This is a genomic window from Saccharopolyspora pogona, assembly GCF_014697215.1.
Lineage (GTDB): Bacteria > Actinomycetota > Actinomycetes > Mycobacteriales > Pseudonocardiaceae > Saccharopolyspora > Saccharopolyspora hattusasensis.
In genome coordinates this window covers 9,190,060-9,207,528 of record NZ_CP031142.1, presented here as the reverse complement: position 1 = coordinate 9,207,528, position 17,469 = coordinate 9,190,060, and the positions used below count along the sequence as shown (strand labels likewise).

The 17,469-nt window shown below is 70.0% G+C and carries 13 protein-coding genes; 7 read left to right on the top strand and 6 right to left on the bottom strand.

What is annotated here, in order from left to right:
• The first annotated feature begins 107 nt into the window (after positions 1–107).
• Positions 108–794, top strand: coding sequence for a DUF899 domain-containing protein (locus tag DL519_RS43490; RefSeq protein WP_190823566.1), 687 nt, complete (start codon positions 108–110; stop codon positions 792–794).
• Positions 787–1,119 carry a hypothetical protein gene (locus tag DL519_RS43485; protein ID WP_190823565.1) on the top strand — a complete coding sequence of 111 codons (333 nt, stop codon included), beginning with the start codon at positions 787–789 and terminating at the stop codon, positions 1,117–1,119. Before DL519_RS43490 ends, DL519_RS43485 begins: the two co-directional genes overlap by 8 nt.
• A gap of 13 nt (positions 1,120–1,132) precedes the next feature.
• Here DL519_RS43485 and DL519_RS43480 read toward each other — a convergent pair whose 3' ends face one another.
• Together DL519_RS43480 and DL519_RS43475 are read right to left on the bottom strand one after the other, a co-directional pair.
• Complete coding sequence (locus tag DL519_RS43480) at positions 1,133–1,969, bottom strand: transposase family protein (protein WP_190823564.1); 837 nt, start codon at positions 1,967–1,969, stop codon at positions 1,133–1,135.
• 334 nt (positions 1,970–2,303) lie between these two features.
• Entirely contained in the window at positions 2,304–7,808 is a 5,505-nt protein-coding gene (locus DL519_RS43475; protein WP_190823563.1) for an ATP-binding protein, read from the bottom strand.
• A gap of 649 nt (positions 7,809–8,457) precedes the next feature.
• Here DL519_RS43475 and DL519_RS43470 point away from each other — a divergent pair.
• From DL519_RS43470 to DL519_RS43455, 4 genes are all read left to right on the top strand, one after another.
• Positions 8,458–10,905, top strand: a complete 2,448-nt coding sequence (locus DL519_RS43470; RefSeq protein ID WP_190823562.1) for a xanthine dehydrogenase family protein molybdopterin-binding subunit — start codon at positions 8,458–8,460, stop codon at positions 10,903–10,905.
• Positions 10,902–11,753: an FAD binding domain-containing protein gene (locus DL519_RS43465; protein WP_190823561.1), complete on the top strand. Its 852-nt coding sequence runs from the start codon at positions 10,902–10,904 to the stop codon at positions 11,751–11,753. Before DL519_RS43470 ends, DL519_RS43465 begins: the two co-directional genes overlap by 4 nt.
• Positions 11,746–12,231 (top strand): (2Fe-2S)-binding protein, encoded by a 486-nt coding sequence (locus DL519_RS43460; protein ID WP_190823560.1) that lies wholly within the window; start codon positions 11,746–11,748, stop codon positions 12,229–12,231. The genes DL519_RS43465 and DL519_RS43460 overlap by 8 nt, the downstream gene beginning before the upstream one ends.
• Positions 12,232–12,404: 173 nt before the next feature.
• On the top strand, positions 12,405–12,836 hold the full coding sequence (locus tag DL519_RS43455) for a universal stress protein (RefSeq protein ID WP_190823559.1): 432 nt from the start codon (positions 12,405–12,407) through the stop codon (positions 12,834–12,836).
• A gap of 26 nt (positions 12,837–12,862) precedes the next feature.
• Here DL519_RS43455 and ppk2 read toward each other — a convergent pair whose 3' ends face one another.
• The 4 genes from ppk2 to DL519_RS48080 all read right to left on the bottom strand — a co-directional run bounded on the left by ppk2 (position 12,863) and on the right by DL519_RS48080 (position 16,007).
• Positions 12,863–13,702 (bottom strand): polyphosphate kinase 2, encoded by an 840-nt coding sequence (gene ppk2, locus DL519_RS43450; RefSeq protein ID WP_190823558.1) that lies wholly within the window; start codon positions 13,700–13,702, stop codon positions 12,863–12,865.
• Between the two features lie 42 nt (positions 13,703–13,744).
• Entirely contained in the window at positions 13,745–14,629 is an 885-nt protein-coding gene (locus DL519_RS43445; protein WP_190823557.1) for a universal stress protein, read from the bottom strand.
• A 47-nt stretch (positions 14,630–14,676) separates the two neighbouring features.
• Complete coding sequence (locus DL519_RS43440) at positions 14,677–15,663, bottom strand: Acg family FMN-binding oxidoreductase (protein ID WP_190823556.1); 987 nt, start codon at positions 15,661–15,663, stop codon at positions 14,677–14,679.
• A gap of 95 nt (positions 15,664–15,758) precedes the next feature.
• Positions 15,759–16,007, bottom strand: a complete 249-nt coding sequence (locus DL519_RS48080) for a hypothetical protein (RefSeq protein WP_223840155.1) — start codon at positions 16,005–16,007, stop codon at positions 15,759–15,761.
• Positions 16,008–16,804: 797 nt separating this feature from the next.
• Between DL519_RS48080 and lexA the strand changes: the two genes are divergently transcribed.
• The gene (gene lexA / locus DL519_RS43430; RefSeq protein ID WP_190824574.1) at positions 16,805–17,464 is read left to right on the top strand and encodes a transcriptional repressor LexA; all 660 of its coding nucleotides are present in this window, start codon (positions 16,805–16,807) and stop codon (positions 17,462–17,464) included.
• The last annotated feature ends 5 nt before the right edge of the window (positions 17,465–17,469 follow it).

Here is a 17,469-nt window from a genome sequence, read left to right as displayed (position 1 = left end):
GCGTGAGCTGTATCGGCATTTCAGAAGTCATGACCGATGAGTTCGGCGACCGGACGGGGTCTATACCTGCGAACCGCAAGCGGTGAGCATGATCAAGGAGAGAATCCATGAGCCCCAACGCACTACCTCCCGTCGTCGAAGCCCACACCTGGCAGCTCCAACTCGATGCGTTGCGCGCCCGGGAGAAGGCCGCGACCCGAGAACTCGATGCGATCGCCGCCCAGCGCCGCCGCATGCCGATGGTCGAGATGCCCGACTACACCCTCGAGGGCGAGCAGGGACCGGTCCGGCTGGCAGACATCTTCGGCGGCATGTCGCAGCTGATCGTCTACAACCACATGTGGTCCCCCGGGAAGCAGTGGCAGTGCCCCGGCTGCACCGGGTTCACCTCGCAGTTCACCCGGTTGGAGTTCCTGGAGAACTGGGACGCCCGGTTCGTCATCGTCACCCAAGGACCGATCGACGAGGCGCTCGCCTACAAGCGGCGGGTCGGGAACAAGATGGCCTGGTACTCCACCGCGAACAGCTCATTCGGCACCGACGTCGGCGCACCACCCGGTGGAGGATTCGCCGTCAACGTGTTCCTGCACGACGGCGATACCGTTTATCGCACCTGGCACACCAACGGCCGCGGCACCGAGCAGATCAGCCACACCTTCGCGCTGATCGACCTGCTGCCGTACGGGCGGCAGGAGGAGTGGCAGGACTCGCCCGAGGGCTGGCCGCAGGGCCCCACCTACGGCCGGTGGGCCAGCTCCGAAGACATCGCCGCACACTACGGCTCGGATGATTGACGGGGTGGTTCAGGCGCTTATCGATCTTGCCCGGGACGGCCGGGAAGGAGGCCAGGCCGCGGACGACCGACGTCACGCGGGGCACCACGGCCTGGTGGCACCCAAGCCGGTCGGCGTCCACTTGGGACAGTCCGAGCAGGTCGCAGATCACCCGGATCGGCAGCAGGCCGGCGCAGTCGCGGACCAGGTCGAAGCTGCCGCGCTCGATCGCCTCGTCCAGCAGTTCGTCGGCGATGTCCTCGATCCGCTGCCGGTACTTCGCCATGCGGACCCCCGCGCTGCGCAATTTCCATTGAAATCGCACCTTCGATTTCAATTGAGGTGATCTCAGTAGGGGGTTATGCGAGTCGGCCGTGTTCGAATTGGGTGAGTACGAGTGCGGCTTTGACGATGGTGCCGATTTTGCGGGGGCTGGTGGTGAAGTGTCGTAGGGCGCGCCAACGGCCGGTGAGCAGGGCGAATCCACGTTCGCCGAGGGCGCGCAGGCCGCGCAGCAGTTTGTTGTAGGTCTGGTTGTCGACGTCGAGTGGGCGGCCTTTGCTGGTTTTGGGGTGTTTGATCGGGGTGAGGGCCCCGGCTCCGGCACCCTGGTAGCCGCCGTCGGCCAGGGTGGGCAGGTCGAGCTGGGAGTAAGCCCAGTACAGGGCGCCGAGGACGTGGTTTTCAGCGGCGGTGATGTCGTGGACGGACCCGGGCTCGACGTCGGAGACCCACAGCGGGAACCCGTCCGGGTCCGTCAGTGCTTGGATGTTGCCGGCTTGTTCGCGGGTTTTCCCGGAGTACCACAGGTCGATCTCGGTGCCTTTGGTGCTGGTGGTCTTTTCGCCGAGACGGTCGGAGGAGAAGTTTTTGCCGTCCAGGATCAGATAGGCGTCGCCGTTGTCTTTGGCCCGTTGCAGGGCGTCGTGCAGATCCGGGGCCTGCGCGGCCAGCGCCTCGATGCCCTCGTCGACATACCGGTAGCCGGTCGCGCGGGCGACACCGTGATCGCGGGCCAGTTTGGTGGTGTCGGTGCGGTCGCGGAACCACCGCAGGACCAGCACAGCCTGCCAGAACGTGGTCAACGCCCGACGCCCCTTGCGGGTCCCTTTCCGGCGGCGTTCACCGGCCAGCAGCTTGCTGAGGAAGAGCACCAGTTCACGGGGAACATCGAGTTCGGCAGAATACGTGACCACGTGGGGCCTTCCCTGGTCGAAGATCGTTTCTTGGTCGAACTTCTTCTACCAGGGACCCCACGTCCCACTCTCCCCAGGCCAGCCCTACCCGATCACACACCCATTCCGGCAGGCCGCCTTCAGCCACTTCTTACCGAGATCACCTCAATGGAAATTGCGGCGTGAGGGGGGTCTTCGATACGCGACAACTCCCCGTCGTCCACCCGGCCGATGCGCAGTTAGGAACACTTCGTGGTGCTCGAGCGCAAGGTGTCGAACGCCTCCAGCAAGAAGACCGCGGGACCGGTCGTGAGTGCGAAAGCCGGCAAGAACCGGCTCTCGCACTCACGATTCGTCACCCGCGGCGCATTCCGCGCTCGATGGCATCGATGATCCGCGGCCGCAGTTCGTCGGCGCGGACGATCGCGTCGACCGACCCGACCTCTACGGCCCGCTGGATGCTGTGCACCCGGTCGAACTCCGCCGCCACCTCGCTGAGCTTCTCCGCGCGCACCGCCGCCCGGACATCGGCCAGCTTCAGGTTCAGCGTCGCCCGCTCGGTGCCGTGGGCCTCGGCGACGAGCTCTTCGAGCTCGCGCACCGCGGGGTCGTTCGCCGTCCGCGCGTTGACCTCGCCCGCGAAGACCACCGCGGCCGCCGGCGCGCCGCCGATCACCGAGGCGAAAGAACCCTCCACGGCGAGCACCGTCATGTTCGGGTTCAGCGCCTTGGAGAACACCACGAAGGCGCCGCCGTGGTACCGGGAGATCACGCAGAACACGATCGGGCCGCGGAAGTTCACGATGGCCCGGCCGATTTCGGCGCCGTACTCCAGCTGCAGCTTCCGCATCGACTCCGGCGAGCCGTCGAACCCGGACAGGTTCGCCAGCACCACGAGCGGCCGGTTCCCGCTGGCCGCGTTGATCGCCCGCGCCGCCTTCTTCGACGAGCGCGGGAACAACGTGCCGGCGGTGTAGGAGTCCGGCCCGTCGGTGGGCGGGAAACCGCGGCGTGCCACCGGCTGAGATTCGATCCCGAGCAGGCACACCGGCCAGCCGCCGAGGTGCGCGTCCTGCACGACCGCGGTGTCCGCGTCGGCCATCCCGGCCCAGCGCTCCAGAACGGGGTGGTCCTGGTCGGCGACCGCCCGCAGCACCGTGCGGATGTCGAAGGACTTCTTGCGGTCCGGGTTGCTCGCCGCGGAGAAGATCTCGCCCACCGTGGTGAAGTCGCTGCCCTCCAACGCGTGCGGGAAACCGGAGATGTCCCGGTCGTGCGGGTCGGTGGTGCCGGCCCGCCGCGGCGCGGTCTCGCCCGGGACGACGTAGGTGTGGTCGTAGTGCGCCATCAGCACGTCACGGGCGGCACCCAGGTTCGGCGCCCAGTACTGGGCCTGACCGTTCGGCCCCATCACCCGGTCGTAGCCGCCGATGCCGAAGTTGTCCTCGGCCGACACGCCGCCGGAGAAGTCCAGCGACTGCTTGCCGGTCAGCACCATCGCCGAATCCGGCGTCATCACCAGGATTCCCTTGGTGTGCATGAGCATCGTGGCCTCGGCGTTCCAGTACGGCTGGGCGCCGACGTTGATCCCCGCCACCACGATGTTGATCTCGCCGCCGTCCTGGGTGAACTGGACGATCCGCTTGAGCGCGGCGGCCACCCAGTCCATGTTCTCCGTGCCGGAGTCCATCGAGATCCGGGCCCCCGCCGACAGCGCGAACCACTCCAGCGGCACCTGCAGCCGTTCGGCCAGGTCCAGGGCTGCGATCACGCGCGAGCACTCCGGTTCCGACAGCGCGCCGAGCGCCTTGGTCGGATCGCCCAGCAGCACCACCCGGGTCACTCCCTCGGGATGGAGTTCGGTCGGCGTGCTGACGACGCCGGCGACGATGGCCGCCGAGTTCTTGCCCTTCGGGCGGTCCACCGGCGCCAGCACGCGGGTCTCGTCGAGATCGTGCTCGACGAACGTGCCGCCGGGCCCGGCGAGCATGCCGGTCAGCTCGTACGGGTAGGCCGTGCCGCGCTTCACGGCGCGCAGCACCTTCTGGCGGTAGCTGTCCAGCGGCTCGATCGGTTCGGTCGGCGGCTCGATGGCGGACAGCTGCATCCCGGTACCGGCGTCGTAGCCGATCCGCACGGCGAATTCACGGAGCTCGCCGGTCTCCCGGTCGCGTCGGCGCCCGAGGAACAGCACCTCCTCCAGCCCGGCACCCGCGGTCGTGGGCAGCACCCGTTGCGCGACCGTGTTCAGCTCATCCGTGGACAGCTCGCTCGGCGGCCACACGTAGATGGTGATCCGGTTGGTGCCGGACCGGTTGGTGCCGTTGTTCGCACCGGGCTTCGCCTGCGCCTTGCGGACCGCGTCGAGGCACGCGGTGAGCACACCTTCCGCGGCGGGCAGCGCGACGAGCCTGCCATCGTCGTCCCGGAGCGGCGTCAGGTCCCGCACCTGGGCCAGCGCCACGAATCGCTCGTCGGAGGGGTTGTTCGGCGCCACGCAGCGGAAGAGGTAGACCTCCTCGTCGGCCGAAGGCAGGCGGGTGAGGTCGAATTCGCCCAGCCGCTCCAACTGCATCCGCTCGGCGATGCGCGGGTGCAGCCCGCGGATCAGGCGTTCCTCGGCGAAGCCGGTCGGCGACGGGCGGAACGTGAAGTGGTGGTGCATCACCGCGCCGCTGCGGCCCGCCACGGTGGTGGTGATGCGGCTGACCTGGCTCGGCAGCGGTTGGGCCGCGAGCACCTCGGCCAGCTCTGCCGCCATCGCGTCGGTGTCCTCGGGCTGATCGGCCCAGACCAGGTAGATGTCGGCGACCAGCTCGCCTTCCGGCGCCAGCTCGCCCAACGCCCGCACGGCAGCGGGCAGGGCTGCGAAGTCGACCGCGGTGGCCACCACGCGCGAGTGCGCGCTCCGGTGCTCGGCGCTGACGAACGTGCAGCCCGCGACCCGGGTCGTGCGGACGTCTTCGAGTTCCCGGTTGCCGTAGTAGCGGCGGGTGAGCACCTCCAGCAGCGGCGACGGATCGGTGCCCTCGCGGCCGATGCGCTGCCCGACCAGCCGGACCAGCGGTTCGGCGCTGGTGACCATGGCGGAGATCCGCTCCGTCCGGTCCGGTGCGTCCGGGTGCTCGTCTAGGTGGCGCAGGTGCTTGCGCACGCCCGCGTAGACCTCTGCGCGGCTGCGCCGCAGCATGGGCTGGGCGAACCAGCGGAAGACCACGGTGCGGGCCAGGTCGGAGACGGCGGGGAACCGGAGCTGGGTGGCCGCGATCAGGTGTTCCAGCGCCAGTCCCGCGGCCTGGCGAGCCGCCCCGGACGGGGGTGCCTCCGCGAGCCACTGCCGCAGCAGGGCGGTCACCACCGCCGCGTCCGTCGTGGCTCGCTGCTGGGCGAGGAAGATCCGGAAGACGGCCTCTTCCAGCTCGGGCGTCCGGTCCAGCTCCTGGACCCCGTAGTGACCGAGCACCCGGACGAGGCGCTGCTGGAACGTCTCGGAGAGCCCGGCCCGCTCGACGTCCAGGCTCTGCAGGTAGGTGTGGAAGTACTCGCGGGGGCTGTGCACCCGCGAGTCCGCCTTCGTCTCCTCCCCGACCGGCCGGTTGCGGCTCAGCTCGGAGAGGTCGGCGAACACCGCCAGCAGTTCGATCTCCTCGACGAGCGGGCGCTGCCTGGCCTCGACGAGTTCCGCCCGGGCGGTCAGGTAGTCCGTCAGCACCCGGCGCTCGTCGTGCGGGTCCACGTCGAACCCGAGCAGCAGGCTGCGCAGATCCTGCTGGCCGCGGGTCGCCCGCTGCTGCGCGCTGAGACCGTCCGGCCCCAGGGGCAGGACGAGGTCGGCGGCGGCTTCCCCGGTGGGCTGCTCGGAGCCGGCCTCGTCCTGGTCGCCGAGCGGTTCCAGCCGCATCAGCGGCGCGCCGGTCTCGACCTGGCTGCCCGCCCGCACCATGCATTCCCGCAGCTTCGCGCGGAACGGCGCGCGCACCACGGTCTCCATCTTCATGCTCTCCAGCACGATCACGGGAGCACCAGCTTCGACCTCGGCGCCGGCCTCCAGCGGGGTGGCGACCACCAGGGCAGGCGCCGGTGCGCGCAGCACACCGCCCTCGTCCCGGCTGACCCGGTGGGCGACGCCGTCGACCTCCACCAGGTGCACGGGGCCGTGGGTGTCGGTGACCAGCCGGAACCGCTGCCCGTTGACCGCGATCTGCCCGGCGTGCGAGTCGAATCGCTCGACCTCGACGTCCGCGGGGTGGACGTCGCCGCCGTTTGCGGTGGCGATGCCGACCCGGAACCGCTGGTGACCTACGCGCGCCACCTGCACCCGGTAATCGGCGCCCCGCAGCTTGAGCTCCAGCGGTCGACCGCTCTCGTGGCGCGCCTGGGGTCGGCCGCCGTGCGCGGCGGCCAGGAACCGCTGCCGTTCGGCGAGTTCGGCGTCTTCGTAGTCCTTGATGGCGGCCGCGGCCAGCGCGATCGCGGAGTGCCGGTGCGCCTGGAGCTCGCCCTGCGCACGCACCCGGTCGATCCACCCGGTGTCGGCGGTGGCCTCGATCACCTCGGGCCGGTCGAGCAGGTCGAGCACGAAGCTCTTGTTCGTCGCGCCGCCGGAGACGATGACCGTGGTCTGCGCCATCGCCCGGCGCAGCCGGGCCAGCGCCTCGTCGCGGTCCCGGCCGAACGCGATGATCTTGGCGATCATCGAGTCGAAGTCGGCGGGAATGGTGTCGCCCTCGCTGACCCCGGTGTCCACGCGGATGCCGGGACCGGCCGGAAAGTCGAGGCGGACGATCTTGCCCGGGGACGGGGCGAAGTCGCGGTCCGGGTCTTCGGCGTTCAGCCGGGCCTCGACGGCGTGCCCGCTCTCGGCGGGCGGCTCGCCCTCCAGCTTGCCGCCGCCCGCCACATGCAGCTGAGCCTTGACCAGGTCGACGCCGGTGGTGGCCTCGGTGATCGGGTGCTCCACCTGGAGGCGGGTGTTGACCTCCAGGAAGGCGAACAGCCGCTCGCCGGGGTGGTAGAGGAACTCCACGGTCCCCGCGCCCTGGTAGCCCACGGCGAGGGCGAGCCGCTCGGCGGCGGCCTTGAGCTCCCCGCTCTGCTCGGCGCTGAGCACCGGGGAGGCCGATTCCTCGATGACCTTCTGGTTGCGCCGCTGGATCGAGCAGTCCCGCACCCCCAGCGCCCACGCCGTGCCCTGCCCGTCGGCGATCACCTGGACCTCGACGTGCCGGGCACCCGTGACCAGCCTTTCGAGGAAGACCGCGCCGCTGCCGAAGGCGCGCTCGGCCTCCATCCGGGTGCGCTCGTAGGCGTCGACCAGTTCCCGCTCGTCGTTGATCATCCGGATGCCGCGGCCGCCACCACCGGCGGTCGCCTTCAGCATCAGCGGGTAGCCGATCTCGGTCGCGCTGCGGATCGCCGCGTCCAGGTCGGCGACCTCGCCGCGGCTCCACGGCGCCACCGGGACGCCGACCTCCTCGGCGATCAGCTTCGCGCCGATCTTGTCGCCGAGCTTGCGCATCGCCTCAGGGCTCGGCCCGATGAAGGTCACGCCCAGCTTCTGACAGAGCTCGGCGAACGCCGGGTCCTCGGCGACGAACCCCCAACCGACCCACGCCGCGTCGGCACCGGTTTCGGTCAGCGCCCGCTCCAGGACGCCGAGGTCCAGGTAGGGCCGCGCGTGCGCCGGGCCGAGGTCGTGGCTCAGATCGGCCTCGCGCACGAAGGCGGCCGTGCGGTCGGCGTCGGTATAGAGGGCCACGGTCTCTATCCGGGATCCGGTTTCCGCCGCGACCTCCCGCACGGCATGGATCAGCCGCATCGCAGCTTCCCCGCGATTGACGATCGCAACACGACTGAACACCGAGCAGACCTCCTGCAGCTTTCTCTCCTGGGGCAACAACGCCCCGCTAAGCACACCTTCCTGGCTACCGGTTGGTATGGATATGTCGCAACTACGGCGTGGTGCGCCCCGAAAATCGTCGGGCATCGCCAAATCGACCCGACCGGCGGCCCTCCCGACTGCCCCGATGCAGCAATTTTAGTGATCCAGATCTCATCGGGCGGCCCGCGAGCGCGGCAGGGACAACATCGGACTGCCCGCGGTCAGCCGATCACCGACCCCGGCAGCCGGCCGCAGCGAACACGCCAGCCGTGGCGTCTGCGGCCGATCATCGGGACATCCGGTCGCTGCACGCCGCCGGGCAGCGCCGCGAGATCTCGCAGCCGTCCCGCCCCGCAGTCGGCGACCTGATTGTCCGACTTCGGAGGCTTGCGCCGAAATCACCTTTCACCGGGGAGATGCGCGTCGGTGCTCGCCCGCAAATCAGGGCAAAGCGTGGAACCTCTCGTTGAACGCGCGCGGGAAGCCGGCGGACCCGGAACGTCCTTTGTGGAGCCGTGCCGTTGCAGGACCACCTATGGATTCGGTCACCCGGTCGGTGCCCGAGCCGTCCGTCCGGTGGATTGCGCGCGAACCGGGGTTGCAGCACGCTACCCGGGGGATCTCCACTATGACCACCACCACTCGTCCAGCGACAGGCGCCGAAGACCGGGTGGCTCCCGCCGCGCGCGGTGACCGGGGAGGCCGGATGGTGCTGCCAACGCCGAGCACGCGCCCGACGCTGCTGGGTGTCCGGGTGCCGCGCATCGAGGATGACCGACTGGTCACCGGGCGCGGCCGCTACGTCGCCGACGTGGTCCTGCCGGGCATGGTGGAGGCCGCGTTCGTCCGCAGCGAAGTCCCGCACGCCCAGGTGCGCGGCGTCACCACGTCGGCCGCGCTGGATTCGCCCGGGGTGTGCGCGGCGTTCGGTGGTTCGGACCTCGGCATCCCCGCGGTTCCGGACCTGATGCCCTGGGTCCGCCCCGTTCGGCACTTCCCGCTGGCGCGCGACCGGGTCCGCTACGTCGGCTGCCCGCTCGCGGTGGTGGTCGCCGACGACCGCTACCTCGCCGAGGACGCCGCCGAACTCGTCGACGTCGACGTCGAACCGCTGCCCACCGTAGACACCGTCGACGCGGCCCTCGCCGCGGACGCGCCGCTGCTCTACCCGGAGTGGAACGACAACCTCCTGCTGTCGCTGGCCCCGGAGAACCCGGCCGTGGACGAGGCGTTCGACCGGCTGCGCGTGATCAGCGGCACCTACACCACCCACCGCCACGCGGCCGTTCCCATGGAACCGCGCGGCGTCGTGGCCGAGTACCGCGACGGGCGGCTGTCGGTGTGGACCTCCACCCAGGCCGCCTTCATGGTGCGGTCGATGCTGTCCGCCGTGCTGGGCCTGCCGGAGCGCGACATCCGGGTGATCACGCCCGACGTCGGCGGCGGGTTCGGCCAGAAGAACGAGATCTACCCGGAGGACTACGTGATCCCGTGGCTGGCGATGCGGCTGCGCCGCCCAGTGCGCTGGATCGAGGACCGCCACGAGCACCTGATCACCGCGTGCCACGCCCGCGACATGCGCATCGAGCTGTCCGCCGCGGTCCGCGACGACGGCACCATCGAGGCCCTGCGCGGGCGGATCCGCACCGACCTCGGTTCCGGCGAGATGTTCCCCGCCGGGTTCGGTCCCAGCCTGGTGGCCGTCGGATCGCTGTGCGGGCCCTACCGGATTGCGCACCAGTGCGTGGCGGTCCAGGGCGTGGTCACCAACAAGACCCCGCTCGGCGCCTACCGCGGTTTCGGCATGCCCGAAGGCACTTTCGCCATCGAGCGGCTGGTGGACAAGATCGGCCGCGAACTGGACATCGATCCGCTCGAACTGCGCCGCCGGATGATCATCGAACCGCACGAGCTGCCCTACGAGACGGCCGCCGGCGCGCGGCTGGACTCCGGGAGCCACCGCGAGGCCTTCGATCGCGCCGTCGAGATCGGCGAACGGCTGCTGGCCGCCGAACGCGAACGCGCCGCACCTGGCGCGCGCCTCGGCGTCGGCTACGCCACCTACATCGAGGGTGTCGCCGCCAGCGCGTTCTCGATCACCGGCAACTGGAGCGGACAGGACTCCGCCGACGTGCGCTTCGACGCCGACGGCGGGGTCACCGTGGCGGTCGGCATCTCGGCCATGGGGCAAGGCGCGCACACCATGGTGGCCACCCTGGTCGCCGAGGAACTGGGCCTGCCGATCGAGCAGGTGCGGGTGGTGATGGGCGACACCGACACCGCGCCGTTCGGCCTGGGCAGCTGGGCGAGTCGCAGCGCCGTCGTCGCCGGCGGCGCGATCGCGCGGGCCGCCGAAGTGCTGCGGCGCAAGGGAACCGACATCGCCGCGCACCTGCTGGAAGCCGCCCCGGACGACCTGGAGCTGGCCGACGGCGGGTTCCAGGTGCGCGGCAGCCCGGGCAGCTCGGTGTCCTGGGCGCAGGTGGCGCGGGTGGCGCTGACCCGCACGTTCGAGCTGCCGCCGGGCGTCGAACCCGGGCTCGACGCGCGCGCGAGCTACGAACCGCCCGGAATGGACCACGCGCCCCGGCCCGACGGCAAGATGAACGGTTCGGCCACCTACACCAACGCCACGCACGCCGCGATCGTCGAGGTCGACACCGCCACGGGGGTGGTGAAGGTGGTGCGGTATGCCGTGGTGCACGACTGCGGGCGCGTCATCAACCCGCTGACCGTGGCCGGCCAGATCCACGGCGGTGTCGCGCAGGGCATCGGCGGCACGCTCTATGAACAGATGCCCTACGACGACGGACAACCGCTGGCCACCACGTTCATGGACTACGTGCTGCCCACCGCCTGCGAGATCCCCGAGATCGAAACAGAGGAGCTCAGCAGTCCCGCGCCAGAAACCCCCTTCGGCATCAAAGGCGTGGGCGAGGCGGGCATCATCGGCCCGCCGGCCGCGATCGTGCGCGCCGTCGAGCACGCCCTGGAACCACTGGGCGTGGCCGACATCGACACCACCCCGCTGACTCCCTCCGCGGTGCGGCGCCTGATCGAGGAGGCCGCGTCGTGAAGCCCCCACCGTTCGACTACGCCCGCCCCGAGACCCTCGGCGAAGCGGTGCGGCTGCTCGCCTCCGACGAGGACGCGAAAGTCCTTGCGGGCGGCCAAAGTCTGCTGCCGATGATGAACTTCCGGCTCGCCCGCCCCAGCATCCTGGTCGACATCGGCCGGCTGCCGGAGCTGACCGGGCTGCGCCCCGAGGACGACGTGCTGATCATCGGCGCCGGCGTTCGGCAGCGGGCGGCCGAGACCTCCCAGCTGGTCCGGCAGACCTGCCCGCTGCTCGGACGCGCGCTGCGCCACGTCGGCCACCACCAGATCCGCTCCCGCGGCACCGTCGGCGGATCCCTGGCACACGCCGATCCGGCCGCCGAGCTGTGCGCGGCCGCGTGCGCGCTGGACGCCGATGTCGTGGTGACCGGTGTCGGCGGCCGACGCACCATCGCCGCCACCGACCTGTTCCTCGCGCCCTACGAAACTTCGCTGGCCGCAGACGAAATCCTCACCGAAGTGCGAGTGCCGATTCGCGAAACCGCCCGCTGCGGCTTCGCCGAGATCACCCGGCGGTCCGGCGATTTCGCCATCGCAGGAGTCGCCGCGGCGCTGGAGTTCGACGACGGGACCGTGACCCGCGCGCGGCTGGCCGGCCTGGGCATCGGCGGCACGGTCCGACGACTCGCCGAAGCCGAAGAGGCGCTGCGCGGGCGGGCGCTCACCGCCGAGTCGATCAACGCGGCGGCCCGGGCCGCCGCGGACTCCGCCAGCCCGCCCGACGACCTCCACGCCGACCCCGCAACCCGCCGCGCCGCACTGCAGGCGGCCTCGCAACGAGCCCTGGAGCAGGTGGCGCATGGCTGACACCCCCACCGCACACCGCGAGATCACGCTCACCGTGAACGGCCGCAAAGTCCAGCGCCTCGTCCCGGTGCGCCGGCTGCTCGTGGACTTCCTGCGCGACGACCTCGGCCACACCGGCACCCACGCCGGCTGCGAGCACGGCATCTGCGGCGCCTGCACCGTGCTCATCGACGGCGAACCCGCGCGCTCCTGCATCACCCTGGCCGTGCAGGCCGACGGCACCGAGGTCACCACGGTGGAAGGCATCACCCCCGACGATGGCCTGAGCCCGGTGCAACAGGCCTTCAAGGACTGCCACGGACTCCAATGCGGTTTCTGCACACCGGGATTCGTAGTGACGCTGTCCGCCGCCGACCCCGACGATCACCCCGACGACGCCTCGATCCGCGAACTGCTGTCGGGAAACCTCTGCCGCTGCACGGGATACCAGCACATCGTCGACGCCGTGAACGAAGCCTGGGGCCGCACCCCTGGCTGAGCGACCCGTGCAGGTGACGTGGCCGCCTGATCCCACCGCCGTGCTGCGATCGGCAGATCCCCGGCGCGGGCGAGGACGGCCACGAAACGCGGTGCTGACATCTCCGGCAGGTTGGGTACTCCTCATGTGCGAGGGAGCTTCGCAGGTCTGGAAGCCGGCACGGGGAGGACGCAATGAACGAGCACCGGTACACCATCGTCGTCGGCGTCGACGGCTCGCCCGCTTCCAAGGCGGCCCTGCGGTGGGCCGTCTGGCAGGCGGGACTGGTCGACGGCGGCATCACCGCCCTGATGGCCTGGGACGCTCCGCTCATCTACAACTGGGAAGCCCCCGGGCTCGAGGACTTCGCCACCACCACCGCCAAGAACCTGCACGAGGTGGTCAAGGATGTTGCCGGCGACTCCGAGGTGGAAATCAGCAGGGAAGTCGCGCAGGGGCACCCGGCGCGGGCGCTGCTGGACGCCGCCGAGTCGTCCAACGCGGATCTGCTCGTTGTGGGCAGCCGGGGGCACGGCGGATTCACCGAGGCGCTCCTCGGCTCGGTCAGCCAGCACTGCGTGCACCACGCCCGCTGCCCCGTGGTCGTGGTCCGCGGCGACTCCTGACCAATCGCGGCCCGCGGAAACCTCGATCATTCGAGCGATGCGGCGTGGTCGGGCACGTACCTGAACGCGTCGCGGGGCGGACGCCGGTAGCCGCTGGCGCCCGCCCGCGCGGGCAGTTCCACCCGGGGGCGCGGAACCTCGTGGTACGGCACGCTCGACAGCAGGTGAGCGATCATGTTGATCCGCGCACGCCGCTTGTCCTCGCTTTCCACCAGGTACCAAGGGGATTCCGGGGTATCCGTCGCGGCGAGCATCTCGTCCCGCGCGCGGGAGTAATCGTCCCAGCGGGTCACCGACTCCAGGTCCACGTGCGAGAGCTTCCACTGGCGCATCGGGTCCTCGACGCGTTTGCGCAGTCGACGCTCCTGCTCGGTGCGGCTGATCGAGAACCAGTACTTGCGCAGCAGCAGCCCCTCGTCGATGAGCAGCCGTTCGAAGATCGGGCACTGCTCCAGGAAACGCCGGTGCTCGTCCTCCGTGCAGAACCCCATGACGTGCTCCACCCCGGCGCGGTTGTACCAACTCCGGTCGAACAGCACGATTTCCCCCGCCGCCGGCAGCTGCGCGATGTAGCGCTGGAAGTACCACTGCGTTCGCTCCCGCTCGGTCGGGACGGGCAGCGCGGCGATCCGGGCCACCCGGGGGTTGAGGTACTCCGCGACGCGCCTGATCGTGCTGCCCTTCCCCGCCGCATCGCGCCCCTCGAACAGCACCACGAGCCGCTCGCGCTCGGCCCGGACCCATTCCTGCAGCTTCACGAGCTCCGCTTGCAGCCGCAAGAGCTCGCGTTCGTAGGTGGCACGTGGCAACCGCCGCGGCCCGGGGTGCGCCACATCGGACCGAGCCGCATCACCGGCACTGGTCATGTCGCTCACCTCCAGCACGCGGCGCGGCGCGTGCCCCGGCGCTCATCCCGCCCGCACCACGAGCACTGGACAGGGCGCCGAGTGGACGAGGGCGCGACTGGTCGAGCCCAGGAGCATCCCGGTGAGGCCTCCGCGCCCACGGCTACCTACGACGATGAGCTGCGCGTCTGCGCCGTGCAAGGCCAGGAACCGCACCGGTCGGTCCCGCTCCACGACGCGCTGCACCTGCACGTCCGGGTACCGCTCCTGCCACCCCGCCAGCCGCTCGGCGAGCAGCATGCCTTCTCTTGCCTCGATCGCATCCCAGTCACGTTCCGCGTCCAGGGCGAACCATTCGTCGATGGCGGTGTCGCTCCACACGTGGAGGGCCACCAGCGGAACGCGCCGCACGGACGCTTCCTCGAACGCGGCCTCCAGGGCGCGCTCGCTGACCGCCGATCCGGCCACTCCGACGACGACCGGCCGAGTTCGTGCCACGTCGGGATCCGTCCGGGCAGCCGGGACGACGACCACCGGGCACTGCGCCAGCATGGCGACGGTTTCCGCCGTGGACCCCAACGCCCTTTTCACCCCGGTGGCGTCACCCAGGCCGCGGGTGCCGACGACGACCCGCCGAGCCCCGGCCGACTCCTCGACGAGGACCGCAGCCGGCTTGCCGTGGCGTAGTTCCTGGGTGATCGCCACGTCGCCGACGACCGTCGCGGCCAGCTCCGCCGCCTGCGACAGCCATCGGCGGCGCTGGTTCTCGATGACGTCGAGAACGTTCGGCGACGTCGGCATCCCATCACCAGCATCATCCGCCCCACCAGCAACGACGCATACCAGCCGCAACGCTGCCCGGTGAAGCGCGGCGTCCGCTGCGGCCCATCTGACCGCATCCGCCGCGACGTCCGAGCCGTCGATGCCCACCACGTCGAACGCCTGCATCCGGCATCCTTCCGCCCAGCCGCTCACGGCGGAACCCGTTGGAAGCGCTAGTCGTCGATCAGCAATTCCCGCAGGTCACGACGCGGGGTCGCGGGTGTTGGCGAGCCGTAGCCGACCCGCACCACCGCCTGCGGGTACAGCTCGCCGCCGAGCAGCTGCCGCAGCTCGTCCCGCGTCTCTGCGACCTCCACGACCTCCGACAGCAGCGACGACGCCAGGCCCAGCGCTGTCGCGGTGAGCAGCAGGCGTTGCATCGCCTGGCCCGCGTGCAGGTCGTCGAGCCTGCTGCCGTGGTTCGAGCACACCACGACCATCAGCGGCTCGTACTCGAAGTCCTTGCCGGGAACCCGCGCACGCGCCTGACCACCGGAGAAGTCCCTCAGCACCCACTGGTCCTGCGGCTCCGGCGTCGGCCCTGCCGCGGCAGCCGGAACGCCTTCAAATTCGCCTTCCGGACGTCCGGTCCACCGCGCCAGCTCATCCCGGAAACGCGCGTCCGCCATCTGCGCCCGGTGCGCGCGGTGCACCAGCCCCTCCAGGGTCCCCGACTCCGGGCGCTTCATCACGCGCAACGAGCTCTGCTCGCGCCGCACCGCAGTGGCCAATTCGTGCCGGTGCGTGGTCGGCACCGGGGTCTCCAGGAACGGGCGTCGGTTGCTGCGTCGCTTGGGAATCGCTTGGTACAGCGCCAGTTCCTCCGGCGCTTGCTTCGCCTGTCCCCCGCTGCGCACCTCGGCCAACGAGGTCGGCCCGGCAAGCCGCGGCAGCAGCGCGACGACCGGCCGCACGCCGAAGTGCTCCAGTGCCAGACGAAGGTTCAGCAACGCCGCACCGCAGGCCAACCGCAGTTCCCGGTCGTCCGGATCCGCAGCGGGCAACCGCCGCTGCGGGTCGCTGTGCAGCTCGATCACCTGTTCCGAAAGACGGAAGCGCCATGGCTGGCTGTTGTGCAACGACGGTGCCAAGCCGGCCTGCTGCACCACGTCCTCGGTCTGCTCCGCGGACAAGCCCAACGCGGTTGGGAATGAAGCCATCTCCCGCCCCCCGGGTACGTCGCCGGACCCCGAGCCGAGTTTGGCAGACCAACGACTCCCCCGCCGCGCTCCATCCCTGGTTCGCGTCCCGCGGCTCAGCGGTCCGGGCAGGCCTCGTGCCACTGCTGCCCGGCCGGGCCACGGGTCATCAGGTGCTCGACGTCGCGTCGAGCATCGGCTTCGCTTTCGAAGCCGATGCAGGCATGCCGCTCACCGTGCATCAGGTAGGTCACCTGCCACTTGGGGCCATTGCGTTCGAGAACGATCTCGTACAGGGCAAGGGGATGCCAATCTGACGCTCCGGCAAACCAACGCGCTACGGGTTCGAACAAGGCGCGCCTCATCTTCCGACCAGAAGCCACTAGATACCGCCTACCAGTCAGTATCCCCGCACCTCCGTCACTGCGGCGAGGACTTTCAGCCCCTATTCGTCTCCGAAATGCAGGGTCCAGCGCAGGTAGTCGTGCACCGGGGTGACCGGCGCGGGAGTGAGATCGGTCAGGACGTGGGAAGCCGACAGGAGAGGTGAGGGGCACCCTTGAGCGCGGTTCACCCGTCGGCGAACCACCTAGCACCTCACACACCGCCCGATAGCGGTACTCCACCAACGCCTCGGGCTCCACCTGGTTCCTCGCCCCTCGCCGATGCTCAACAGACCGAGGCAGAAGATCATTTACCGCTGGAGACCGTCAAGCGCTCTGTGCTGTCGATGTGAAGCGAACGGCCTGTTCACCACGATAGGAGCCTGTTGCAAAATTACGCCCACCACGGACCGTGATCGATCGATCACGGCTGAGATGGCCACTGGCGGACAAACGGCGGCGATCGAGACTGATTTGGTACTTCGGTTCAGCCGTTTTCGCCGAAAACGCAACAGGCTCATAGACGGCACGAACGGTCCGTTCGCTCCGCCCATCCGATGCCAACCCTGGCCAGCCGGCGCTCGTCGTGCTGACCTCCTTCGCCGCGTGGATCTTCTTCGTGGGAAGGCTGCAGCGGTGGCACGGCTTCGCCATGTTCAGGGAAGCGCCGGTCGAAATCGTGAACCGGTCGTGAGTGCGAAACCGGTAAGAGCCGGTTTCGCAGTCGCCGGTGCGGGCCGGTGGCTTGGTCGCGGGCGTCGACCTCTAACATTCCGCAGGTGGCCGCCTACGACGATCTCGACGCGTTCGAGCACCTGGACCCCTCGACCCTGCCGCTGCGTCAGCAGAGAATCCTGGCCACGATCCGGGATTGGGTGACCAGGTACGGATATTCGCCGAGCACGCGCCAGATCGGCGATGCCGTCGGACTCAGGTCGTCCTCGTCGGTGTCGAAGCACCTGATGAGCCTGGAGGAGAAGGGTTTCCTGCGGCGCAGCACGACGATGTCCCGGCCGATCGACGTCCGGGCCTTCCTGCAGCCCTCGGCGCGGCATTCCGGCGATGACTCGGTGAGCGTGCCCGTGGTCGGCGATATCGCCGCCGGAACTCCCATCGCGGCCGAAGAACACATCGACGACGTTCTGTCGTTGCCCCGCGAACTTACCGGTCGCGGCAACGTCTTCGGTCTGCGCGTGCGCGGTGACTCGATGATCGACGCCGCGATCTGCGACGGCGACATCGTCGTGGTCCGGCAGCAGCCCGAGGCGCATTCCGGGCAGATCGTCGCCGCGATGATCGACGGCGAGGCGACCGTCAAGGTGTACCGCCGCCGCAACGGCCACGTCTACCTGGAGCCTCGCAACCCGGCTTACGAGATCATCGACGGTGACGCCGTCGTCGTGCTGGGCACCGTCGTCTCGGTACTACGCAGCATCTGAAACAA

Coding starts and splice junctions, on each gene's coding strand:
- DL519_RS43490 (WP_190823566.1), top strand. CDS start 108: ATGAGCCCCAACGCACTACCTCCCGTCGTCGAAGCCCACACCTGGCAG.
- DL519_RS43440 (WP_190823556.1), bottom strand. CDS start 15,663: ATGGCTTCATTCCCAACCGCGTTGGGCTTGTCCGCGGAGCAGACCGAG.
- DL519_RS43460 (WP_190823560.1), top strand. CDS start 11,746: ATGGCTGACACCCCCACCGCACACCGCGAGATCACGCTCACCGTGAAC.
- DL519_RS43470 (WP_190823562.1), top strand. CDS start 8,458: ATGACCACCACCACTCGTCCAGCGACAGGCGCCGAAGACCGGGTGGCT.
- ppk2 (WP_190823558.1), bottom strand. CDS start 13,702: ATGACCAGTGCCGGTGATGCGGCTCGGTCCGATGTGGCGCACCCCGGG.
- DL519_RS48080 (WP_223840155.1), bottom strand. CDS start 16,007: ATGAGGCGCGCCTTGTTCGAACCCGTAGCGCGTTGGTTTGCCGGAGCG.
- DL519_RS43455 (WP_190823559.1), top strand. CDS start 12,405: ATGAACGAGCACCGGTACACCATCGTCGTCGGCGTCGACGGCTCGCCC.
- DL519_RS43445 (WP_190823557.1), bottom strand. CDS start 14,629: ATGCAGGCGTTCGACGTGGTGGGCATCGACGGCTCGGACGTCGCGGCG.
- DL519_RS43485 (WP_190823565.1), top strand. CDS start 787: ATGATTGACGGGGTGGTTCAGGCGCTTATCGATCTTGCCCGGGACGGC.